Source organism: Polaromonas sp. YR568 (genome assembly GCF_900116715.1).
Lineage (GTDB): Bacteria > Pseudomonadota > Gammaproteobacteria > Burkholderiales > Burkholderiaceae_C > Polaromonas.
The window spans coordinates 71690-95588 of record NZ_FPBM01000004.1 but is presented as its reverse complement, the minus strand read 5'-3'; the positions used below and the strand labels follow the sequence as shown (position 1 = coordinate 95588).

Below are 23899 nucleotides of genomic sequence, written 5' to 3'. Positions count from 1 at the left end.
CATAAATCGCTTAAAACTCCAGTAGAAGCCCAAAATTCAGGGTAAATACGGAGTTTATGTATTCAATGAGGATTGTTCTGAGTGGCATACCATGGGGCCTTGTACTTGTTAGCACGGAGACTTTCTCATGACCGCCAAACTACCCGCCCGCTACGACCACGTCGGCAGCTTTCTGCGCCCGCAATACCTGCTGGAAGCCCGCGAGCAAAAAGCCAAAGGCCAGATCACGCCCGAACAACTGCGCAAGGTCGAGGACCAGGCCATCACCGAGATCGTGAAGTTCCAGGAAGACGTGGGCCTTAAAAGCATCACCGACGGCGAATTCCGCCGCACCTACTTTCACATCGATTTCCTGGAGCAGATCGGCGGCGTGAAGACCGACATCCCGGTCACCATCCTGCGGCCCGACGGCACGATGGAACTGGCGCCGCCTGTGATGCGCGTCATCGACAAGGTTCGCCATGTCAAGGACATCCAGCTCGCCGACTTCCAGTACCTCAAGAGCCAGGTCAGCGCGGGCAACACGCCCAAGGTCACCATCCCCTCGCCCACCATGCTGCACTTTCGCGGCGGCCGCGCCGGCATCAGCAAGGAAGCCTATCCCGAGCTGGACCCGGCCTTTTATGACGACGTGGCCAAAGCCTATGGCGACGAGCTGCGCAGCCTGGCCGCCGCCGGTTGCACCTATGTGCAGATGGACGACACCAACCTGGCCTACCTGTGCGACGAGAAGATGCGCGAAGCGGCGCGCCAGCGCGGCGATGACCCCAATGAGCTGCCGCACCGCTACGCCAAGTTCATCAACAAGGTCGTTGCGCAAAAACCCGCCGGCATGACGCTGGCCATGCACCTGTGCCGCGGCAACTTCAAAAGCACACATGCTGCGGCCGGCAACTACGAGCCGGTGGCCGAGGCGCTGCTTAAGGAGATGGACCTGGACGCCTACTTCCTCGAGTACGACGACAGCCGCAGCGGCGACTTCCGCCCGCTGCGCTACCTGCCCAAGGGCAAGACGGTGGTGCTGGGCCTGGTCACTACCAAGTTCGGCGAGATGGAAAGCAAAGACGACCTCAAACGCCGTATCGAAGACGCCGCCAAATACGCGCCGCTGGAGCAGCTGGCGCTGTCACCGCAGTGCGGCTTCAGCAGCACGGTGCACGGCAACAACATCGCCGTGGAGGCGCAGCGCAACAAGCTGCGGCTGGTGGTCGAGACCGCACGCGAGGTCTGGGGCACGGCCTGAGCCGCGCGTAGCCCCCCGTCGCGCTAGGCGCGAGCCGCCACGGGGTCGGCCACGCGCTGGCCGCCCCAGCGCTGCCAGGCTTTTTCATGGAAGAAAAAGGCAAAAGCCTGCACGGTCGGCTCCAGCAGGCTCAGTGTGATCGCGAGCAGGAAATTGCCCGTCACCGCATAGGCCACCAGCGCCGCCACCGTCACGTGCACCACGTAATAACTGGCGGTCTTCTTCAAAGTCGGCAGGTTGGTGCGTACAAGTTCAGTCATTGGCGGCTCCTTCAAAATAGCTAAAAGCAATTGATTCTTAGTCAATGGTAGTTATTGACTAATCTTTGCGCCAATTGATTTGAGCTAAGCCATCCATAGGCCGGCCGGCTCCGTGGCCGGTTAATTGCGCACAAGACCGTGTGCTTACACATCGAAACATCTAGGCGCCGCTCATCCCTGCTTGCGCTCCGGCCGTCAAATAAGTGTGAAAAAACAAACACATACGAGGTAAACCGACGTAATTTCGGAGGAAAGCGTTGGACATGATGAGTCCAAAAGACTACAACCAGAGAGCAACATTTTGTTGCACTCTGATCTGAAAGGTCCTGCTCTTGTCTTGTCCCCCTGTTATGGCGCTCCGGCTTCTGGTCTGGGGGATATTTGGCGCGTTTGCCGCCGGGGCTGCGCCCGTGCTTGCGCAGGCAAGGGTCGATGTGCGGCCCGACGCCGGCACTTTGCTGGAGTCGCCAAGCCCCTTACCCCTGCTCCCGCCCCGCAGCAGCCCGCCGCTGGAGCTGCGCCAGCCCCAGGCCGCAGTGCCCGCTGCGGGCACTGTGCTCACCACGCCGGCGGCCTTCAGCTTTACCGGCAACACGGTTTTCTCCGGCGAGCTGCTCGCCGCCTTGCTGGCGAGCCGGCTTAACCAGGCCACAGACCTCGCCGGCCTGACCGAAGCGGCCAACACCATCAGTGCCTACTACCGGCAAAAAGGCTACCTGCTCACACAGGCCTACCTGCCCCAGCAGGTCTTTCCCGCCCAGGGCGGAACCATCACCATCGCCGTCCTCGAAGCGCGCGTGGGCCGCGTCACCGTGCGGGTAGAGGGCGCGGGCATTTCACAGGCTTTCGCCGAAGACCTGGTGGTCGGGCAGCTCCGGCCGGGCGATGCCGTCACTGAATACGCACTCGACAAACCCGTGCTGCTGCTGCGCGACCTGGCGGGCTACGAGGCCGGCGCCACCGTGCAGCCAGGCGAGCGCCCGGGCCAGGCCGATGTGCTGGTCACCGTGCAGGCCAAAGGCCCGCGCTTTGACGGCTCCGTGAGCGTGGACAACCACGGCGCGCGCGCGGCCGGCGCGGCACGCGCGGTGCTCAACGGCAACGTCAACAACCTGCTGGGCCGCGGCGACGTGCTGGCCTTGAGCGTGCAGCAAAGCGATCAAGCCGGCTCGGAGCTGTACCGCCTGGGCTACACCCTGCCGGTCGGCGCCTACGGCACCCGCGTTGCCCTCAGTGCGGCGCGCCTTGACTACGCGCTGGGCAAACAATTCGAGGCGCTGGGCGCCAGCGGCCGGGCTGACATCGTCGGCCTCAGCGTGTCCCACCCCCTGCTGCGCGGGCGCACGACAAATCTGTACGGCTTTGTCAGCGCGGAGCAAAAAACGCTGGTGGACGAAATACGCACCCCGGTACTGAAAAGCGAGCGCGACATCCTGGCGCTCCGGGTCGGTCTGGCCGGCAATTTCACCGACAGCCTGGCGGGCGGCAGCGGCCTGAACAGCTACACAGCCAACGCCACCTTCGGCCGCCTCACGCTCAATGCGGCCGACCAGTTGCTGGACGACGGCCTGGGCGGTCTGCGCACCGCAGGCGGCTTCAGCAAGCTGAACCTGGAATACCAGCGCGGCCAGTACCTTGATTCGGCCGTGAGCTTTCACTTTGCAGCCCAGGCCCAGCTGGCATCGAAAAATCTCAGCTCCGCCGAAAAAATGGTGCTGGGCGGGCCCAGCGGCGTGCGCGGCTACCCCGTGGGCGAAGGCGTGGGTGACGCCGGCTTCCTGCTGAACCTTGAGTCGCGCTACCAGTTCCCGCAAGCGCCCTGGGGCGAGCCGCTGAACCTGCTCGCCTTTTACGACTTCGGCCGCGTGCACTTCAACCAGAACGGCGCCACCGTACCCGGCAACGCCAACACGCTGAGCCTGGGCTCCTTCGGTGTGGGCGCCACGCTGGGCCGCCCCGGCAAGTTCCTCGTCAAAACCTACCTGGCCTGGCGCACCACGCCTGCGCAGCCTTCTACCGGTGACCCGGACCGCGCGCCCCGCGCCTGGCTCTCGGCCCAAACCTGGTTTTAACCGGGCTCACTCCGATCTGACCCCGACCTCTGAATGCCCACCATGACCGCACCCGCTGCTTCGACCCACGCCGCTTACCGCCCCTGGTCCGTGCGCACCGTGGTGGTCCGCCTGTCCCGCAAACTCTCGGCCACATACCGCATTCGCAGCGGCCGCCGGCTGTCACACCTGCTGGCTGTTTTGCTGGCTGCCGTGTCGCCCTGGGCTACAGCACTTCCTGAAGGCGGCCAGGTGGTGGCCGGGCAAGCCAGCGTCAGCACACCCTCGGCCAACGCCATGGTGGTCAACCAGTCCAGCGACAAGGCGGTGCTGAACTGGCAAAGCTTCAACATCGGCGCGGGCCAGTCCATGCAGTTCGTGCAGCCCGGCGCCTCTTCCGTTGCGCTTAACCGCGTTATCGGCAACGGCGCCTCGTCCATCTTCGGCTCACTGAGTGCCAACGGCCAGGTCTTCCTCATCAACCCCTCCGGCGTCATGTTCGCGCCCGGTGCGCAGGTCAATGTGGGCGGCCTGGTGGCTTCCAGCCTGGATATCAGCAACGGCGACTTCATGGCCGGGCGCTACAGCTTCAGCGGCATTGGCGCGGGCGCCGTCAGCAACCATGGCAGCATCAATGCCGCACGCGGCGGCTATGTGCTGCTGGCCGCGCCGCAAGTCACCAACACCGGCGCCATCAGCGCCGAGGCCGGCTCTGTGGGCCTGCTGGCGGGCTCCCGCGTGTCGGTCGACACCTCGGGTGTGGGGCTTGTCCGCTTCTCGGTAGACGCCGCAGCCGCGCAGGCCGCCATCAACAACAGCGGCAGCATCACCGCCACAGGCGGTAATGTCGCCGTGCTGGCCAGTGCCATGGGCGACGCGATGGCGACGGTGGTCAACCAGTCCGGCGTGATACGCGCCAACTCGGCTTCTGAGCGCAACGGCATGATCGTGCTGAGCGGCGGCGCCACCGGCGTGGTGCAGGTCTCCGGCACGCTTGACGCCAGCGGCACGGCCCCCGGCCAAAGCGGCGGTACGGTACAGGTGCTGGGCGACAAGGTGGCGCTGAACGCCGGCGCGTCCATTGACGTCTCCGGCCCCGCCGGCGGCGGCACGGCGCTGGTGGGCGGCGACTACCAGGGCGGCAATGCGGCCGTGCAGAATGCCTCGCGCACCTACATCGCGGCAGATGCCTCGATACGCGCCGACGCCACAGACAGCGGCAAGGGCGGCAAGGTCGTGGTTTGGGCCAACGGCGACACGCGCCACAGCGGCGCCATCAGCGCGCGCGGCGGTGCGAACGGCGGCGACGGCGGTTTTGTCGAAGTCTCGGGCAAACAGCAGCTGGACCTGCGCGGCAGCATTGATGTGGCCGCCCCCGCAGGCACCGGCGGCACGGTGCTGCTGGATCCACAGGACATCGTCCTCAACACCACGGCGCAGCCCTCGCCACCCAACAACGCCGACGGCACGCCCGACGTGGCCTTCGCGGATCCTCCTGCCGCTGGCACCTACACCGTCCAGGTCGCCGACGTGACCGGCTACAGCGAGCTCTACCTGCAGGCCACAAACAACATCACCCTGGCCAACGCATTGGCCATGGCTTCGGGTGGCAAGGTCCGCTTTGAAGCCGGCAACACGATTGCCCTCAATGCCGCGCTGACAGCCTCCGGCGGCGTCAACCTCTCCGCCGCCAGCATCACCAGCACCGCAGCCGGCACCATCACCACCACCGGCGCGGGCAACACCAATGCGGGCAGCGTCGCCCTCCTCGCCACCGGCGTCATCAATCTTGCTGGCGCCATCACCGCCACCGGCGGCACGGCCAGTGCCGGCAACGCGGGCCGCAGCGGCGGCGTTGTCAGCATCACGGGCGCGGGCGTCACGACAGCTGCCATCACGGCCAACGGCTCTGCCGGATCGGGCGCAGGCCAAACCGGCGGCGCGGGCGGCAGCATCAGCGTCACCTCCACCAACGGCATCGCCGCCACAGGCACGCTCACGGCCAGCGGTGGCGCAGGCGGAGCCGGCCCATCGGTGGGCGGCAACGCGGGCAGCATCACGCTGTCCAACAGCGCCGTGGGCAATATCGCCGTCGCCGGCTTGACGGCGAGCACCGGCAATGCGCTGACCACGGGCGCGGGCGGCGTGGCCGGCAGCATTTCGGTGACCAACAGCGCCACGGGCGCCAGCCTGGGCACCGGCAACATCACCACCGTGGGCGGCAACAACGGCGACGGCGGCGCAATCACGCTCAACTCCGCCGGCGCATTGAGCGCGGGCACCGTCACCAGCACCGGCGGCACGGCGCTGGCCAATACCTCAGGCCGCAATGCCGGCGCGATCAACATCACGGCGGCCGGCGCCATCGCTGCCCTCGGCGCTGTGACAGCCAGCGGCACCGCCGGCACCACGGCCGGCAACGGCGGTAACGCGGGCGCAATCACCATAGGCGCCACAGGCGGTATTGCCGGCGCGGCCATCACGGCCAGCGGCGGCGCAGGCGTGGGCGCCAGTGGCTCGGGCGGCAATGCCGGCGCCATTGCGGTCACCAACAACACAAGCGGCAACATCGTCACGGCGAACCTGACGGCGCAAACCGGCGCGGCCACGGGCACAGGCGTGGGCGGCACGGCCGGCAGCATCAACATCACCAACAATGCGGCCGGCGCAGACCTGAACACCCTGGCCATCAACACGGCGGGCGGCGCGGGCGGCAACGGCGGCGCGGTCACGCTGGCCTCGCAGGCCGGCGTCACGGTGACCGGCGCATTGGGCACCAGCGGCACGGTGCTGGCCGCGGGCACGCGCGCCGGCAGCAACGCCGGCAACATCACGATCACCGGCGTCAACCGCTCCGTCACCGGCCTCATCACTGCCAGCGGCAGCGTGGGCAACGGCGCGGGCCAGGCCGGCGGCAATGCCGGTGTGGTGAGCATCACCGGCGGCGGCACGCTGGGCACGAACAACATCACTGCCTCGACAGGCGGCGCCACCACCACGGGCGCAGGCGGCACGGCCGGCGGCATCACACTCAGCGGCAGCGCCGTGACGGCCGGCGCGCTGACCACCACAGGCGGCGCCAATGGTCACGGCGGCGCGGTGAGCGTCACATCGACCTCTGGCGTGTTGACGACGGGCGCCATCATTGCCAGCGGCGGCGCGGCCAATGCCGGTACGGCCGGCCGCAATGCGGGCGCCGTGACATTGCAGGCCACCGGCGGCTTGCTGACCGGCACGACTATCACCGCCAGCGGCACGGGCGGCACACTCACGGGTGACCAGGCCGGCGGCAACGGCGCGGCGATTTCCATCACCGGCGACAACGGCATCACCGTCACCAATCTCGCAGCCAGCGGCGGCGCCGGCGTGGGCACGAATGCCGCGGGCGGCAACGCCGGCAGCATCACCGTCAACAACAGCGGCAGCGGCAATGTCGCCACCGGCACCCTGATCGCGCAAACCGGCAATGCAGTGGGCACAGGCGCGGGCGGCACAGCCGGCAGCGTCAGCGTCACCAACACCGCTGCTGCAGGAACGCTTTCTACCGCAGCCATCACCACCACCGGCGGCACCAAAGGCAATGGCGGCAATGTGAGCCTGTCGGCTTTGGGCCAGGTGTCCATCGTCAACAACAACATCGTCACCAGCGGCGGCGCCACCATCAGCGGCCTGGCCGGCCGCAATGCCGGCACCGTCACCATCAGCGGCGGCGGCCTCAACATGGGCACAGGCACCATCACGGCCTCAGGCGGTGCGGCTGCAGCCACGTCCAATCAAAAGGGCGGCAGCGGCGCGGCCATCAGCATCACAACGACCGATGCGGTGACGGCCGCCGCCCTCACCGCAAGCGGCGGCGCAGGCGGCACGACCAACGGCGACGGCGGTGACGCCGGCAGCATCACCGTGCTGAACAATTCAACAACGACAGGCGCCATCGGGCTGGGCGCCCTCACGGCGCGCACCGGTGCGGCGCTGGGCACAGGCGCGGGCGGCGCGGCCGGCAGCATCAGCGTCACCAACAATGCAGCCGGCGCCAACCTGAGCACCCTGGCCATCGACAGCAGCGGCGGCGCGGGCGGTAACGGCGGCGCGGTCACCTTGGCCTCACAGGCCGGCGTCACCGTCACCGGCACGCTAAACACCAGCGGCACAGTGCTGGCCGCGGGCACACGCGCCGGCAGCAACGCAGGCAACATCACCGTCACCGGCGCCAACCGCTCCGTCACCGGCCTCATCACCGCCAGCGGCAGCGTGGCCAACGGCACCAACCAGGCCGGCGGCAATGCCGGCGTGGTCAGCCTGACCGGCAGCGGCACGCTGGGCGCGGCCGCGGGCATCACCGCCTCAACGGGCGGCGCCACCGGCACAGGCGCAGGCGGCACGGCCGGCAGCATCACACTGACTGGCACAGCGGTAACGACCGGCGCCTTGACCACCACAGGCGGCGCCAATGGCCACGGCGGCGCGGTGAGCGCCACGTCGACAGCCGGCGTGTTGACGACCGGCGCCATCATCGCCAGCGGCGGCGCGGCCAATGCCGCCACCGCCGGCCGCAACGCGGGCGCTGTGACGCTGCAGGCCACAGGCGGCCTGCTCACGGCCACCACCGTCACTGCCAGCGGCACGGGCGGAACGCTCACGGGCGACCAGGCCGGCGGCAACGGCGCGGCAATTTCCATCACCGGCAACAGCGGTGTCACCGTCACCAACCTCGCCGCCAGCGGCGGGGCCGCGGCCGGCACCAACGCGGCTGGCGGCAACGCCGGCAGCATCACGGTCAACAACAGCGGCAGCGGCAACATCAGCACCGGAACGCTGACAGCGCAGACCGGCAATGCGCTCGGTGCAGGTGCGGGCGGCACAGCCGGCAGCGTCAGCGTGACCAACACCGCCGCAGCTGGAACGCTTTCCACTGCCGCCATTGCCACCAACGGCGGCACCAAGGGCAACGGCGGCAACGTCAGCCTCTCCGCCGCCGGCCAGGTGTCCGTGCTCAACAGCAACATCACCACCAGCGGCGGCGCCACGGTCAGTGGCCTGGCCGGCCGCGATGCCGGCAGCGTCACCATCAGCGGCGCCGGCCTCAACATGGGAACCGGCGTCATCACGGCCTCAGGCGGCGCGGCTGCTGCCACGTCGAGCCAAAAGGGCGGCAGCGGCGCTACCGTCAGCATCACGTCGACCGGAACCGTCGCCACGGCGGCCATCACGGCCAGCGGCGGCGCGGGCGGCACTACCGACGGTGACGGCGGCAACGCCGGCAGCATTAACGTGGCCAACACGGTTGCGGGCACCGTCACGGTGGGTGCGCTGGCCGCGCAAAGCGGCAATGCCGTCGGCGCGGGCGCAGGCGGCGTGGCGGGCAGCATCACCTTGAGCAACACCGCAGGCAACCTCACGGCGGGCACGCTGACCACCACGGGCGGCACCTCGGGCAACGGCGGCAATGTCAGCGTCACAGCGGCCAGCGGCGCAGTGGCAGTCGGCGCCATTACCGCCAGCGGCGGCGGGGCCACCGGCACGGCCGGCGGGCGCAATGCCGGCACGGTGGACATCTCGGGCGCAGGCGTCACCACAGCGGCCATCACGGCCAATGGCACCAACGGCAGCACCACAGGCGCCGGCGGTAACGGCGGCGCGGTCACCGTCAGTTCCACGGCGGCCATCAGCAGCACCGGCGCCATCAGCGCGATAGGCGGCAACGGCGCAGGCGCTAACCAGTCCGGCGGGCAGGGCGCGGCGGTGTCGCTGGCCTCCACCGGCGGCAATGTGTCGGTCGCGGCGATCACCACCACCGGCGGCAATGGCGGAACCGGTGTGGCGGCAGGCGGCAACGCCGGCGCCATCACGCTCGACGCAGCCGGGGGTGCGCCCACCATCACTCTGGCGGGCAGCCTCACGGCGCTGGGCGGCAACCAGGCCGGCGGAGCCACCTCCGGCAACGGCGGCGCGATCCAGGTCAAGGACGACGCACTGCTCAACGCCGCCACCGTGACGGTCGACTCACGCGGCGGCAATGCCGGCGCAGGCGCCGGCGCCAACATCCAGTTCGACGGCGCCATCAACAGCCTGACTTCCGGCCGCGCGCTGATACTGCAGGCAGGCAAGGGCGACGTCGGCGTGACAGGCACGATGGGCGGCACGCTGGCGCTGTCGGCATTGACCGTGACGGCCAACGACATTGCCGTGGGCGCCATAGGCGGCGCGGCGGCCGGCGTCACCGGCGCAACTTCGCTCACCGCCACCACGGCCGGCGCCGATATCGGCGACATCGCGCTCAACGGCGCGCTGAACGTCAACGCCCTCACGCTGTCTGCCGCCAGTTCGCTCACGCAGGCCAACGCCATCAAGGCGACCACGGCCTCGCTGACCGTCGGCGCCCTGAACGACATCACGCTGAACAACGCCGGCAACGATTTCACCGGCGCGGTGTCGGTGGTGTCGGGCCGCAACGTCGTCCTCACGGATGCGAACGCCTTGGCTCTCGGTGCGTCCACTGTCTCAGGCACCCTGGCGGTGAACACAAGCGGTGCGATTACCCAAACCGGCGCGCTGGCCGTGACCGGCGCCACCACGCTGGCCGCCGGCGCAGCAAACGACATCACACTGGCAACGGCCACCAATAATTTCTCCAGCGTCGCCGTCACCAGCGGCAACGCCGTCTCCCTGCGCGACAGCAATGCCATCGTGCTGGGCACGTCCACGGCCGCCACCAGCCTCACGGTGGTAGCCGGCGGAACCATCACCCAGACAGGCGCCATCACCACGCCAGCGCTCAGCGCGAAGACACTGATCAATGCCGGCGCAGCCATCACACTGAACAACGCCGCCAATGACGTGAGCTCCGTCAACCTGCAGGCCCGCAATGGCGCCGACACGGCCAATGCCGCCGGTGCGATTTCCTATCGCGATGCAACGGGCTTTGATGTGGCCGCCGTCAACACCACGGCTGCGCTGACGCTGCAATCGAACGGCGCCATCACCCAGACGGGCGCCGTCAATGCGGCATCACTGGCGGTTGCCGGCACCGGCGCCGGTTCATTGAACCTCGGCACCCAGGCCAACAGCATCGCCACGCTCAACGCCATCACGGCGGCAGGCGGCTTTGCGCTGAACAACGGCAACAACGGCGTGACGGTGGCGGGCAACCTCAGCACCACCAACAGCGCTGTTTCCATAGACACCGGCACGGGCGCCTATACCCAGAACACCAACATCGACGTGTCGGCCGGCAGCGGCCCCATCACCGTCACGGCCGATACCGTCAACATCGGCGCCAACACCGGCAACAATGCCCTGACCACCAGCGGCGTGCTGACGCTGAAAGCCAAGACCGCTGCACGCACCATGTCGCTGGCAGGCGCCGCCGGGTTTGACCTCACGGCCGCGGAACTCACCGCCATTGCCACAGGCGCCACCGGCCCCATCGTCATCGGCGATGCAGCCAGCACCGGCGCGATGACGATTGGCGGCGCGGTCAACCTGGCCGGCAGGACGCTGACGCTCAACGCCGGCTCCATCAGCGATGTGGGTGCGCAAACCATCACCGCGCAAAACATCACCCTCAACGCCAACGGCCAGATCGGCACCGACGCCAGCAACGGCATCGACGTGGCGGCCACCAACCTCAGCGTCAACACCACCGGCAATGCCAGCGCTTTTGTGCGCAGCACCGGCGCTGTCAACCTGGGCGCGGGCGGCGCGGCATCGAACGTCGGCAGCGGCACGCTGGACCTGACGGCGCTCGGTGCCGTCACCCAGACCGCCGGCACCGGCAACGTCACCGCCGGCACGCTGAAGGTGAAAACGCTGGTCAATGCCGGCGGCGCCATCACACTGAACAACGCCGGCAACAGCAACACCGCCATCAACCTGCAGGCACGCAATGCCGCAGACACGGCCGACGCGGCCGGCGCTATCCGGTACGGAACCGCCGCCGGGTTTGACGTGGCGGCGATTGCCACAACAAGCAACGCCACCCTGTCTGCCGGCGGCGCCGTCACGCAGTCCGGCGCCATCGCGGCCTCAGGTCTTGCGCTGACAGGCGCGGGCGGCGCTTACACCCTGACGAATGCGGGCAATGCTGTCACCACGCTGGCCGCCAATACCGCCAGCGTGGACTACAAACAGGCGGGCGCGCTCATCGTGGGAACCGTCGGTGCTACCACCGGCGTGACGGCTACGGGCACGGTCAAAATCGAAACCACCGGCGCAGCCTCCAACCTCACGCTGAACAATGCCGTGAGCTCATCCGCCACCGGCAACGCCGTGGTCCTCAAGGCCGGCAGCGCCAATGCGGCCGGCGTCAGCACCGGTGGCCAGCTGGTCAACAATGTGGGCGCGGGCGGCATTGTGGCCGCTTCCGGCCGCTACCTCGTCTACAGCGGCGACCCAGGCGCCACGCTCGAAGGCGTCGCAGGCTACAGCAAGCGCTACAACAGCGACGCCAGTTATGTGCCTGCCGGCAGCGCCAACACCTTCCTCTATCGCATCGCACCGACCCTGACCGTCACAGCCGACAACAAGACCAAAGTCTATGGCGATGCCAACCCTGTGCTGACCGGTGTGGTGAGCGGCCTGATCGACGGTGATACCGCCGCCGGCCTGGGCGTGAACTACACCACCACCGCTGTTGACCGCACTGCAGTGGCGGCCGGCCCCGTGGCCATTACCGCAGGCACGGGTGCCAACAGCGAAAACTACACCCTGGCCCTGACCAACGGCGCGCTCACCATCACCCCGCGCGCGCTGACAGTCAGCGCCACCGGCCAGAACCGCGTCTATGACGGCGGTGTTACCGCCACCGTCACGCTCACTGACAACCGCCTCAGCGGCGACGTGCTCACCGCTACGAATACCGCCGCCAGCTTCCTCGATAAAAACGTCGGCACCGGCAAGGCCGTGAACGTCAGCGGCATCGCCCTCACCGGCACCGACGCCGGCAACTACACGGCCAACACCACGGCGGCCACCACGGCAGACATCACCCAGCGCGCGCTCACAGTGAGCGCCGCGGGCCAGAACCGCGTTTACGACGGCGGCACCGTCGCTACTGTCACGCTGAGCGACAACCGCGTCGCCGGTGATGTGCTGACGGCCAGCAACACCGCCGCCAGCTTCCTCGACAAAAACGTTGGCGTCGGCAAGACAGTGAATGTCAGCGGCATCGCCCTCACCGGCACCGACGCTGGCAACTACAGCGTTAACACCACGGCGGCCACCGCGGCAGACATCACCCAGCGCGCGCTCACAGTGAGCGCCACGGGCCAGAACCGCGTTTACGACGGCGGCACCGTCGCTACCGTCACGCTCGGCGACAACCGGGTCGCTGGCGATGTGCTCACGGCCAGCAACACAGCCGCCAGCTTTGGCGACAAGAACGTGGGCACCGGCAAGGCCGTGAGCGTCAGCGGCATTGCCATCACCGGCACCGATGCCGGCAACTACACGGCCAACACCACAGCGGCCACCACCGCCGACATCACCCAGCGCGCGCTCACAGTGAGCGCCACGGGCCAGAACCGGGTGTACGACGGCGGCACGGCTGCCACCGTGACCCTCAACGACAACCGTGTCGCCGGCGATGTGCTCACGGCCAGCAACACAGCCGCCAGCTTTGGCGACAAAAACGTCGGCGTCGGCAAGGCCGTGAATGTCAGCGGCATCGCCCTCACGGGCACGGATGCGGGTAATTACAGCGTTAACACGACGGCAGCTACCACGGCAGACATCACCCAGCGCGCCCTCACCGTCAGCGCCACCGGCCAGAACCGGGTGTACGACGGCGGCACCGTCGCTACGGTCACGCTTGGCGACAACCGGGTCGCCGGCGATGTACTGACCACCAGCAACACGGCAGCCAGTTTTGGTGACAAGAACGTGGGCACCGGCAAAACAGTCAGCGTCAGTGGCATTGCCGTCACCGGCACCGACGCCGGCAACTACAGCTTCAACACTACGGCGGCCACCACGGCCAACATCACGCAGCGTGCTCTTACGGTCGGCGCCACAGGGCAAAACAAGGTGTACGACGGCGGCACTAATGCCACCGTGACGCTCAGCGACAACCGGGTCGCCGGTGATGTGCTCACGGCCAGCAACACCGCCGCCAGCTTTGGCGACAAGAACGTCGGCACAGGCAAGGCCGTGAATGTCAGCGGTATCGCCCTCACGGGCACCGACGCCGGCAACTACAGCGTTAACACCACAGCGGCCACCACGGCAGACATCACCCAGCGCGCCCTCACCGTCAGCGCCACGGGCCAGAACCGTGTTTACGACGGCGGCACCGTCGCTACCGTCACGCTGAGCGACAACCGGGTCGTCGGCGACGTACTCGCCACCAGCAACACCTCGGCCAGCTTTGTCGACAAGAATGCCGGCGTGGGCAAAACCGTCAACGTCGGCGGCATCGCCATCACCGGCACCGATGCGGGCAATTACAGCGCGAACACCACCGCCGTGACGGCCGCCAACATCACACCGGCCTCCATTGCCAATGTCAGCGGCATCACCGCCGCCGACAAGATGCAGGACGGCACCACGGCCGCCACGCTGGCGACCGGCGGCGCGGCCTTTGCCGGCCGCATAGGCGCGGATGTGCTGTCGGTGGGCGCGGCGACCGGCAACTTCGACACGCCCGGCGTCGGCAGCGGCAAACCCGTCAGCATTACCGGCATCACGCTGTCGGGCGCAGATGCCGGCAACTATGTGCTGCTGAACAACACGGCCGGCGCCACCGCCAGCATCACGGCGGCCCCGGCCAATATGGCTGAGCGTGCCGGCGATTTGCGCGTCGTCGGCGGCACCGCCCTGCCGGTGCTGGAGGCCGACGACAAGCGTGAGCAGGCCTTCCGCCGCGCAGCCGGCATACGGCGCGCCGAAGAACAGGCCGCCACGGCGCAAACGCCCACTTTCCGCCTGGCGGGCTTTCCCGATGCGTCCGTCGCCGGCGATTGCGCCGCCGCAGGCCAGGGTTCCAGCTGCCTTGGAGAGGCGCAGGCAGGACAAGGCCAGTAAATAAGCGCCACCTTGGGGCGCCACCGTGGCCTGTGAGCAGGCTGCGGCTGCCATTCCCGTTGCGTTTTCGGCGGGTATCATGTGGCCGACAACTCACTTCAAAGGGAGCGCGCCATGGCCTTAATGGACTTCATCAAGAAACAGTTCATCGACATCATCCAGTGGACCGAGGCCGACGACGGCACTTTGGCCTGGCGGTTCCCGATGGCCGACATGGAAATCCAGTACGGCGCCTCGCTCACCGTACGCGAGTCGCAGATGGCGGTCTTCGTCAACGAGGGCAAGGTCGCCGACGTGTTCGGCCCCGGCATGTACAAGCTGACGACGCAAACCATCCCGGTCCTGACTTACCTCAAGAACTGGGACAAGCTGTTTGAGTCGCCCTTCAAGAGCGACGTCTACTTTTTCAGCACCCGCCAGCAGATCGACCAGAAGTGGGGCACGCCCCAGCCCATCACCATCCGCGACAAGGACTTCGGCGCGGTGCGCCTGCGCGCCTTCGGCAACTACAACTTCCGCGTCGCCGACCCCAAGCTGTTCCATACCGAAATCTCCGGCACGCGCGACCGCTACACCACCGCAGACCTGGACGGCCAGCTGCGCGGCCTGGTGCTGCAGAACATCTCCAACGCAATTGCCTCCAGCGACATCGCCTTCCTGGACCTGGCGGCCAACCAGCTCGCCTTTGCCCAGGCGCTGGTGACGCAGCTCACGCCGGAGTTCGCCAAGATAGGCCTGAAGCTCGAAGGCATGACGGTGCAGAACGTCTCCCTGCCCGAAGAGCTGCAAAAAATCCTCGACCAGAAAATCGGCATGGGCATGGTCGGCAACGACATGGGCAAATTCATGCAGTACCAGACGGCGCAGGCGATTCCGAAATTTGCCGAAGGCGCCGGCGGTGGCGGCGGCATTGCCGGCGACGCCATGGGCCTGGGCGCCGGCGTGGCGCTGGGCCAGGTGCTGGCGCAAAACCTGCAGCAAGGCCTTCAGGGCAATGCAGCCCCGGCCGCCCCGGCCGCTGCGGCGGCGGTCAAGCCCGACGATGTCATGGCCACCCTCGAAAAGCTGGGCGACCTCAAGACCAAAGGCATCCTCACGCAGGAAGAGTTCGAGGCCAAGAAGGCCGAGTTGCTCAAGAAGCTGGTTTGATGCCCGGCTTTCCGCGCATCGTTCACTGACCGCTTCTTCACCACAGGCCCATCTTGGCATCCGAGCCTCAGCAACGCGCGTACCGCGCGCCGTGCCCAGGGTGCGGCGCGCCCGTTGAATTTCGCAGCGCGCAGTCCACCCATGCGGTGTGCGGCTATTGCCAGAGCACCGTCGTGCGCGACGGCGACACCTTGTCCCGCATCGGCAAGATGGCCGAGCTGTTCAACGATTTCAGCCCGCTTCAATTGCAGGCTTCGGGCGTTTACAACGGCCGCAATTTCACCCTGGTGGGCCGGCTGCAATACAAGTACGCCCAGGGCACCTGGACCGAGTGGTACGCCGTGCTGGACGACGGCAGCCCGGCCTTCCTGAGCGAAGACAACGGCGCTTATGTTTTCAGCCTGCCCACCAGCTTGCAGCGCGCCGTGCCGCCGGCCGGCAATTTCCGCGTCGGTGCCACCACGGCCATCAATGCCAAACCGTTCAGCGTGGCGTCCAACGAAAGCGTGTCGCTGCTGTCGGCGCAAGGCGAGTTGCCTCGCCTGCCTGCACTGGGTGCGCCTTTTGCGATGGTGGAGCTGCGCAGCGCCGACGGCGACGTGCTCAGCGTCGACTACGGCACCGCGGCCGACAGCGGCGCACCCGCCTTGTCGCTGGGCCGCTCGGTGCTGCTCGACGAACTCAAGCTCACGGGCCTGAAGGAAGAATCCGCCAAGGACGAAAAAGGCAAGCAGTTCAGTTGCCCCAACTGCGGGGCACCGGTCGAAGTCACGCTGGCCGGCAGCAAAAGCATCACCTGCCGTTCCTGCAACAGCATCATTGACCTGACACAGGGCACAGGCGCTGCGCTGAAACACGCCATCCAGGACGAGCCCGTCAGCCCGCTGATTGCGCTGGGCACGGTGGGCCAGTTGTCGGGTGCGCAATGGCAGGTGGTGGGCTTTCAGCACCGCATGGGCTATGAGCCCGATGACCCGGATGAGCAATTCGGCTGGGACGAATACCTGCTCTACAACCAGAAGCGCGGCTTTACCTTTCTGGTGGACGCCGAGGGCGGCTGGAGCCTGGTCAAGCCACTCACCGGCGCCCCAATCTTCAGGTCCGGCGACAACAGTGCCGTTTATCTCAAGACGAACTACCCGCTGCAAAGCAGCTATCGCGCTGAGACCACGTATGTGGCGGGTGAGTTTTATTGGCAGGTCGAGCGCGGGCAAAAAACGTTTAACCGCGATTTCACCAGCGGCAGCTTCTTGTTGTCCCAGGAAGAGGCGCCGAATGAAATCACCTGGTCCAGCGGCAGCAAGCTGGACGGCGACCTGGTCGCCAAGGCCTTCAAGCTTGAAGGAAAAAAAGACCTCTTCAAGCGCGCGGATGCCCAGCCCCTGAGCAGCGCGTCAGGCATGGGCTGCGTCACCATCATCGTGATCGTGCTGCTGATACTGGTGTTTCTTTTCCTGATCGGCCGCTGCTCACAGTGCGACCCGAAAGTCGAAAACTGTTCTTCGTCCAGCAGTTCGCGCAGCTCCGGCGGCTCGTTCGGTGGATTTTCCGGCGGAGGCGGCCACAAATGAGCGCCGCCCCTTTCTTCTTCTACGCCTTCTATTCAACCTGGCAGATTTTTTCTGGAGAACATCATGGGACTTGAATGGCTTAAACCCGCCGCTTTCCTCGGCTCAATCCTGTTCGCGCTGATCGGCGTGATCATCTTCTGGGTCAGCTTTGTCATCATCGACAAGGTCACGCCTTATGACCTGTGGCAGGAGATTGTTGAGAAGCAGAATCTGGCACTGGCTGTGGTTGTGGCCGCGATGGCGCTAGGCATCTGCGTAATAGTAGCCGCCGCCATCCACGGGTAGGCTCGTTCCCGGCTACTGCGCGAGCCGGGGGCGGCGTTGGTCCGGTGCTCCGAATCCTCACGTACCGCAAGTACGTTCCGGTTCGTCCGCTCCGTCCGCCTTGCCCGCGGCCCGCTCGCTACGCCCTTGACGCCGTCGTGATTCGGCTCGCTTCGCATCGCGTTTCATCTTCACTGCCCATTTCATTTTGAACACTGAGTCAACCTCCATTTCCACCCCGCGCCCTCTCGAGGTCGCGCTGCTCGCCAGCGTCTTCGTGGTGGCAGCATGCGGGCTGGTGTATGAGCTGGCGGCAGGTGCACTGGCGTCTTACCTGCTGGGTGATTCGGTGTTGCAGTTCTCGACCATCATCGGCAGCTATCTGTTTGCGATGGGTATCGGCTCATGGCTGTCGCGGTTTTTTGAGCGGCAGCTGCCGGCGCATTTTTTGCGCATAGAACTGCTGGTGGCGCTGATCGGCGGTTTGCTTCCAGCGACGCTTTTTATTGCCAATGCCTATGTGCCGGGCGCCTTCCGTTTCCTGCTGTATGCCATGGTGCTGCTGGTGGGCACGCTGGTGGGGCTGGAGATCCCGCTGGTCATGCGCATCCTGCGGCGCAATGTCGCGCTCAAGGAGCTGGTGTCGCAGGTGCTCACGTTTGACTACCTGGGTGCGCTGGCCGTGTCGCTGGCATTTCCGCTGGTGCTGGTGCCGCATTTGGGTTTGATTCGCACCGGCCTCTTGTTCGGCTTGATGAATGCGGCGGTTGCGGTGTGGGCGCTGTGGCTGTTTCGCCATGAGCTGCGCCACTTCAAGGCGCACCTCACCGCCTGCTTCCTGGTGATGGGAACATTGGGCGCAGGTTTTGTGGGCGCCGAGCAGATCACCACGCTGGCTGAAGATCACTTCTACCAGGACCGCGTGGTTTTCACCGCCACCACGCCTTACCAGCGCATCGTCGTGACCAATGGCCGTGGCGGCCACCGGCTGTTCCTCAACGGCAACCTGCAGTTCGCCGAGCGCGACGAATACCGCTACCACGAGGCGCTCGTGCACCCTGTGATGAGCGCGCACGGCGCGCCGAAAAAAGTCGCGGTACTGGGCGGCGGCGACGGCATGGCGGTGCGCGAAGCGCTCAAGTACCCCAGCGTGGAAAGCATCACCCTGGTCGAGCTGGACCCGGCCATGACCAATCTCTTCAGCCAGCAGCCGGCCTTGCGGCGCCTCAATGGCGACGCGTTGCTCTCACCCAAGGTGCATGTCGTGAATACCGACGCCTTCCAGTGGCTGGACAAAACCGAAGACATGTTCGACATCATCATCGTGGACTTCCCCGACCCGACGAATTTTTCCATCGGCAAGCTCTACACCAACTCGTTTTACGCGCTGCTAGACCGCCATCTGGCGGCCAGTGGTTACGCCGTGATCCAGACCACCTCGCCGCTGGTGGCGCGCCGCAGCTACTGGACGGTGGTCAGCACACTGGAGTCGGTGGGGCTGAAAGCCGCGCCGTATCACGCCAATGTGCCCAGCTTCGGGGAATGGGGTTTTGTGGTGGCCGGCCGCCGGCCCTTCAGCCCCACCACCCAGACGGCCGCGTTGCCGGCAGGCCTGAAGTTTCTTGATACCCAAACACTGCCGCTGCTCTTTGATTTTCCGAAAGACATGGCACGCGTGCCGGCGCCGGTCAACCGGCTATCCAGCCAGGAGCTGGTGCACAGCTACGAGCAGGAATGGGGCAAGGTGCTGCATTGAAGCGCCGGCATTTTCTGGCGGCATCTGCGCTGCCGCTGCTGGGTTGCCGGGAGGCCAGGCATATCGAAGGCGGCTTTGCCGGCATCAGCCACGAGCGCGGCCACACGCTGCGGCCGGAGCCCGGCAAGCCGCGCAGCTGGCCCGCCCCCTCCACCACCCAGCGCACCCGTGTGCTGATTGCCGGCGGCGGCGTTGCCGGCCTGGCGGCAGCCCGCGCGCTGCGCCTGCGCGGCATCGATGACTTCGTGATGCTGGAGCTGGAAGACAGCGCCGGCGGCAACAGCCGCGGCGGCATGGTGGGCGGTGTGCCCTGCCCGCTGGGCGCGCACTACCTGCCGGTGCCCGGTGATGGCGCGCGCGATGTGCAGGACCTGCTGGAAGAACTCTCGCTGCGCCGGCGCGTGGCCGGCCGCTGGGAGTACGACGAGCGCCACCTGTGCCACAGCCCGCAGGAGCGCCTCTTCATCGACGGGCAGTGGCAGGAAGGCCTGCTGCCCCTGCATGACATGGACGTGGGCCTGCTCGCCGACTACCAGCGCTTTGCCCGCCTGGTGCAAGAGGCCTCGGCGGCCGCGCCTTTTTCAATTCCCGTCTCAAACGATTCACCGGCGCCGCTGCATCGCGCGCTAGACGCCCTGACGTTTGAAGCCTGGCTGGACCAGCAGCAGCTGACACGCGCGCCGCTGCGCTGGTACCTCGACTACTGCTGCCGCGACGACTACGGCGCGGGCCTGGGCGCCGTGTCGGCCTGGGCCGGCATTCATTACTTCGCCAGCCGCCACGGCTTTCACGCGCCCGGCGAGGCCTCCGCCGCCGAACGCGAAGCCGGCGTCCTCACCTGGCCCGAAGGCAACGGCTGGTTGACGCGGCAACTGGCCGCGCCGCTGGGCGAGCGCCTGCGCACAGGCCGCGTGGTGATGCGTGTGGCCGCAGGCAGGCACGGCGTTGAAGTTGACGCATTCAATGCCGCCACGCAAGCCGTCGAGCGCTGGCAGGCCGACCAGTGCATCATCGCGCTGCCGCTTTTTGTCGCCGCCCGCGTGGTGGAAAACCCGCCGCCCGCCTTGCAGCAGGCCGCCGCTGCGCTGCGCTACGCGCCATGGCTGGTCGCCAACCTGCATATCGATGCCGCGCTGCACGACCGGCCCGGCGCCGCTCCCAGCTGGGACAACGTGATCTACGGCGACGGCACACCCGGCAGTTATCCGGGGTTGGGCTATGTCGACGCCAAGCACCAGAGCCTTCAATCCGTGCCCGGCGCCACGGTGCTGACTTATTACCGCGCCTTCGGCATCGAAGCGGCCCAGCGCAAGGCGCTTTATGAGCGGCCCTGGACGCACTGGCGCGACACCATGCTGGCCGAGCTCTCAGTGCCCCACCCCGACCTGCCCGAAAAAGCCACGCGGCTGGAAGTCATGCGCTACGGCCACGCCATGAGCACGCCCGTGCCCGGCATCCGCAGCAACGCGGCGCTGCGGGCCTTACAGCGGCCTTTGCAGGCGCCGTGGCAGCGGCTGCATTTTGCGCACAGCGATTTGTCGGGCTACTCGGTGTTTGAAGAGGCGTTTACTCAGGGACATATCAGGGGGATGTCGCTATAGTCCAGCGCAGGGGCCTCCATGTATAACCAAAAAGATCTTCAGGCGTCACTGCTGTTTACCGCTTTGTTTGTCGGCTTGTGTATGGTGCCGGGCGCTTTGATTGGTTTTGCCACGGGACTGTTTGCGATCTGGAGAGGGCTACAGGACAAGAGCGCTTTTTTTGCCGTCCTCGGAGTTCCTGCTCTTATTTTTGGCCCCTTTTTTACAGCCGTGATATTTGCCGTGATGTCGATGGGCGTTGCATTTCTATCTGGCTTGGTCTTTTTTCTTGTTTCACCGCTACTTCGTGGTGCGATGGTTAATCGTTCGATATGGTTGCTTGCGGTGGCAGGTGCCGTTTGCGGTGCTTCCGGGGGTGCTATGTGGTCAATCAATTTCCCATTCGGAGACAGGGCGCATGGTTGGTCGGGTCCGGCACTCACCATGGTTCTGGGTTGTATTGCTGCGATGGTGTTACCTTACCTGCAGCCATATGCGTTTGGGGATAACACGACTTTTCGTTCTTCAGAGCACCCAAAACCGCCGTTTCAATAGACCGGCATCCGTGCGAGCGAATGCGTGGTGCTTTCCATTGTCGGCATCGGCATCCTGGCGATTCCGGCGACGGCGTTCATGATGAGCCAGTTCCCGCTGCAGGCGGCCCCTGGCAAGGCTTGAACCACAAGCGCCGTTAAGCTGAATACGGGGTAATCGTCATCTTGCTGAGCGTGGGATCGTTCGCGTGAATGGCAAGAACGTTGATTCCCATCTGGTATTGCTTGTAACCGTGCCGCTCAAGCAGGCTGCGCAAGGCCTGTGCGTCGGTCTTGAGCGATTCGATCAACATCTGGGGTTTATGAGCTTCGATCGTTTTGAACGCCCCCGCCAGACCTTCGAGTTCCATACCCTCGATGTCCATTTTGATGAAATCCAGGCGGGATAACTGAAGGCCGTCTACCGTGATCATCCTGACCGTTTGGCTGCCCTGGGCCGAATAGTCAATGGGCTGGCCGATGAATTCGTTTCTGGCGCTCTGGCGTAATTCGAGAGAGCCGAAACTTGCGGGCTTGAGGTAGTCGGGCCTGGGAATCTTCAGCTCACCCTCTTTTGCACCAAGCGCGGCGTAGCGCGCCGATGCGTTAAAGCAGTTGTTGATGGCGATGTTGCCGGCCAGCGCGTAGTAAATCCTTTCCTGGGCCTCGATGGCGATCACCTCCCCCCAGCCGTGCATGTGCCTGGCCCATTCAATGGTGTGAACGCCGATGTTCGCGCCGGTGTCCAGCGCGACCACCCCCTCACCGAAGACCTCCCGGCGCAAAGTCAGCAACTGCAGCACCATGGCGACTTCATGCGGGTCGAACTGGGAGCTCTGGAAGATCTGGTGCCCGACGCCGTAGCCTTGCGTCTCGTTGAGCATGTGGTAATCGTTGCGGTTGACGATCATGGTTCCGTGATTGGACGAAGCCAGCACAAAAGGAAGGGGGCGGGAGATGAAGGTCATGGCTAGGCTTTCTGGTGGCGCTAAGAATCCTGAAACAACATAGGTCGGGTGTTAGGGGCCGGGCGCCAACGGCAAGCCCGTATTGGAGGGCTGCCTGAATTGCCGGCGCAGGGCATCGCGGGCAATACCTGCCGCTTCTTCCCAGCCACCCAGAAAGGGGGCTCTTGCAATGAACATTTCCGGGTACCACGGCGTTGTGTCAGGGTGCTTTTCCCAGCGCCACTCCGCCGCATGGTTTGCCAGCAGGATAGCCGGAGTCCCCATGGCTGCTGCACCATGAAGAAGCCCGCTGTCGATGCTGACCAGCGCATCCAGCCCGCCTGTCAGGGCGATGCTGCTGCTGAAAGACAGCGTCAGGGGAAGCATTGTGAAATGCTCCGTGTCCCGGCTGCGGGAATCGTCAAGCCAGCGCTCGCGCTGGTAACCCCGCTGAAAAATCACCCAGTGCACATCCTGCATTGCGAACAATTCGTGGAGTTGCTGCAGTTTCAGGCTCCTGCCGCCGAATGTGGTCGGGCTTTCATTGGCCGACCAGAAAAGCCCCACGCAGGGCTTGCCTGCGGCGCTTGCGCGAATCTGGTTCAGCAGCTCCGTTTCCTGGCAAGCGGGCAAGCTGGAGACATACCTGCTTCGGGCGGCGTACCCGAAGTCTGGAAAGAGAGCCGAAAACAAGGTGAACGGATCCGACCACATGGGTTCATCGGAATGCCCGAGGTGATATCCCTGCTGCGCCAGCAGCGGCGCGAACTCATCACGATCAGCCGGCAAAAGTTGCAGCACCTCCGGGTTCCAGTCGTTCAGCTCTACATGCACGCCCGCACACGCGAGGATCGCGGCGTACCGCACCCACTGCAACTGGTCTCCTATGCCGCCACGGCTCTCCAGCTTCAAAACCCGGGGCAAGGCCTTCTGGCCGTTCCAGTAGTTGCCGGTGTCGAATTGGGGGTACATGCAGTTCCAGGCCGCCGGCGTGCAATAACTTTCGTGATACGCCGAAAGGCCGCTGGCAATGCCATGCAGGCGCATCTGGCTCTGCGCCGCCACCATGATCCGCACATGATGATTAAGATCCCCGCAGGAGTTCCCCGGCTCCAGTGCCAGGATTTCCTTGTCGAGCCCCAGCGGCGCCCACCCTTCAGCAAAAATCTGCGCCTCAATGCCCGGATGCAGGCTGGCGCGGCCCACCATGCGGGTCAGTTCCGCCCGGCCCAACTCGGCCATTCCCAACTGGGCACAGGCATCGGTCAGCAAGTAGCGATGGTTGATATAGCCGGGGGAGTCGTTGCCGATCTTGAGGCACAGGTCAAGGGCCTGTGTGAACTCGCTGGCACGGTAATGCGTGTTCGCCCGGCCGGCCCAGTATCTCGGCGTGCCGGACTCCACCGCATGCACGCCATCAAGAAAGGCGTGGCAGGCCTGTAGACGGCCCTGCAAAAGACAGTCATGGAATGTCTCCCAGGTCACTGCGTCCATCAACTCGAACTCCCCGGCGCGGTATGGGCGGC

Annotated in this window: 12 protein-coding genes and 1 other RNA gene; 10 read left to right on the top strand and 3 right to left on the bottom strand. The window is 65.9% G+C overall.

Going from position 1 to position 23899, the window contains the following annotated elements:
• The first annotated feature begins 127 nt into the window (after positions 1–127).
• Entirely contained in the window at positions 128–1243 is a 1116-nt protein-coding gene (locus BM408_RS10405) for a 5-methyltetrahydropteroyltriglutamate--homocysteine S-methyltransferase (protein ID WP_092129725.1), read from the top strand.
• A gap of 23 nt (positions 1244–1266) precedes the next feature.
• On the opposite strand, the gene BM408_RS10400 is transcribed toward BM408_RS10405, so the two are convergent.
• Complete coding sequence (locus BM408_RS10400; protein WP_092129723.1) at positions 1267–1503, bottom strand: DUF2061 domain-containing protein; 237 nt, start codon at positions 1501–1503, stop codon at positions 1267–1269.
• 350 nt (positions 1504–1853) lie between these two features.
• Between BM408_RS10400 and BM408_RS10395 the strand changes: the two genes are divergently transcribed.
• The 9 genes from BM408_RS10395 (at position 1854) to BM408_RS22725 (ending at position 21448) form a co-directional block, all read left to right on the top strand.
• Entirely contained in the window at positions 1854–3575 is a 1722-nt protein-coding gene (locus BM408_RS10395) for a ShlB/FhaC/HecB family hemolysin secretion/activation protein (protein WP_092129721.1), read from the top strand.
• Positions 3576–3617: 42 nt separating this feature from the next.
• Entirely contained in the window at positions 3618–14573 is a 10956-nt protein-coding gene (locus BM408_RS10390) for a YDG domain-containing protein (RefSeq protein WP_175541752.1), read from the top strand.
• 114 nt (positions 14574–14687) lie between these two features.
• A complete protein-coding gene (locus BM408_RS10385; RefSeq protein ID WP_092129717.1) occupies positions 14688–15722 on the top strand; it encodes an SPFH domain-containing protein in 1035 nt (344 codons plus the stop codon).
• Between the two features lie 53 nt (positions 15723–15775).
• Positions 15776–17293 (top strand): DUF4178 domain-containing protein, encoded by a 1518-nt coding sequence (locus tag BM408_RS10380; RefSeq protein ID WP_092129715.1) that lies wholly within the window; start codon positions 15776–15778, stop codon positions 17291–17293.
• Positions 17294–17356: 63 nt separating this feature from the next.
• Positions 17357–17578 carry a DUF350 domain-containing protein gene (locus BM408_RS10375; protein WP_092129713.1) on the top strand — a complete coding sequence of 74 codons (222 nt, stop codon included), beginning with the start codon at positions 17357–17359 and terminating at the stop codon, positions 17576–17578.
• A 59-nt stretch (positions 17579–17637) separates the two neighbouring features.
• Positions 17638–17712: non-coding RNA, sX9 sRNA (locus tag BM408_RS10370), on the top strand.
• 53 nt (positions 17713–17765) lie between these two features.
• Positions 17766–19313, top strand: coding sequence for a polyamine aminopropyltransferase (locus tag BM408_RS10365; RefSeq protein ID WP_254774768.1), 1548 nt, complete (start codon positions 17766–17768; stop codon positions 19311–19313).
• Complete coding sequence (locus BM408_RS10360; RefSeq protein WP_175541751.1) at positions 19292–20914, top strand: FAD-dependent oxidoreductase; 1623 nt, start codon at positions 19292–19294, stop codon at positions 20912–20914. Before BM408_RS10365 ends, BM408_RS10360 begins: the two co-directional genes overlap by 22 nt.
• 18 nt (positions 20915–20932) lie before the next feature.
• Entirely contained in the window at positions 20933–21448 is a 516-nt protein-coding gene (locus tag BM408_RS22725) for a hypothetical protein (protein ID WP_139237331.1), read from the top strand.
• Between the two features lie 136 nt (positions 21449–21584).
• Here BM408_RS22725 and BM408_RS10355 read toward each other — a convergent pair whose 3' ends face one another.
• Positions 21585–22394, bottom strand: coding sequence for an FkbM family methyltransferase (locus BM408_RS10355; RefSeq protein ID WP_092129707.1), 810 nt, complete (start codon positions 22392–22394; stop codon positions 21585–21587).
• A gap of 51 nt (positions 22395–22445) precedes the next feature.
• On the bottom strand, positions 22446–23867 hold the full coding sequence (locus BM408_RS10350) for a hypothetical protein (RefSeq protein WP_139237330.1): 1422 nt from the start codon (positions 23865–23867) through the stop codon (positions 22446–22448).
• Positions 23868–23899: the final 32 nt, after the last annotated feature.

What these genes read in the sequence shown, in the direction of transcription:
- BM408_RS10405 (WP_092129725.1), top strand. Translation starts at nt 128, where the DNA reads ATGACCGCCAAACTACCCGCCCGCTACGACCACGTCGGCAGCTTTCTG.
- BM408_RS10400 (WP_092129723.1), bottom strand. Translation starts at nt 1,503, where the DNA reads ATGACTGAACTTGTACGCACCAACCTGCCGACTTTGAAGAAGACCGCC.
- BM408_RS10395 (WP_092129721.1), top strand. Translation starts at nt 1,854, where the DNA reads ATGGCGCTCCGGCTTCTGGTCTGGGGGATATTTGGCGCGTTTGCCGCC.
- BM408_RS10390 (WP_175541752.1), top strand. Translation starts at nt 3,618, where the DNA reads ATGACCGCACCCGCTGCTTCGACCCACGCCGCTTACCGCCCCTGGTCC.
- BM408_RS10385 (WP_092129717.1), top strand. Translation starts at nt 14,688, where the DNA reads ATGGCCTTAATGGACTTCATCAAGAAACAGTTCATCGACATCATCCAG.
- BM408_RS10375 (WP_092129713.1), top strand. Translation starts at nt 17,357, where the DNA reads ATGGGACTTGAATGGCTTAAACCCGCCGCTTTCCTCGGCTCAATCCTG.
- BM408_RS10360 (WP_175541751.1), top strand. Translation starts at nt 19,292, where the DNA reads ATGGGGCAAGGTGCTGCATTGAAGCGCCGGCATTTTCTGGCGGCATCT.
- BM408_RS22725 (WP_139237331.1), top strand. Translation starts at nt 20,933, where the DNA reads ATGTATAACCAAAAAGATCTTCAGGCGTCACTGCTGTTTACCGCTTTG.
- BM408_RS10355 (WP_092129707.1), bottom strand. Translation starts at nt 22,394, where the DNA reads ATGACCTTCATCTCCCGCCCCCTTCCTTTTGTGCTGGCTTCGTCCAAT.
- BM408_RS10350 (WP_139237330.1), bottom strand. Translation starts at nt 23,867, where the DNA reads ATGGACGCAGTGACCTGGGAGACATTCCATGACTGTCTTTTGCAGGGC.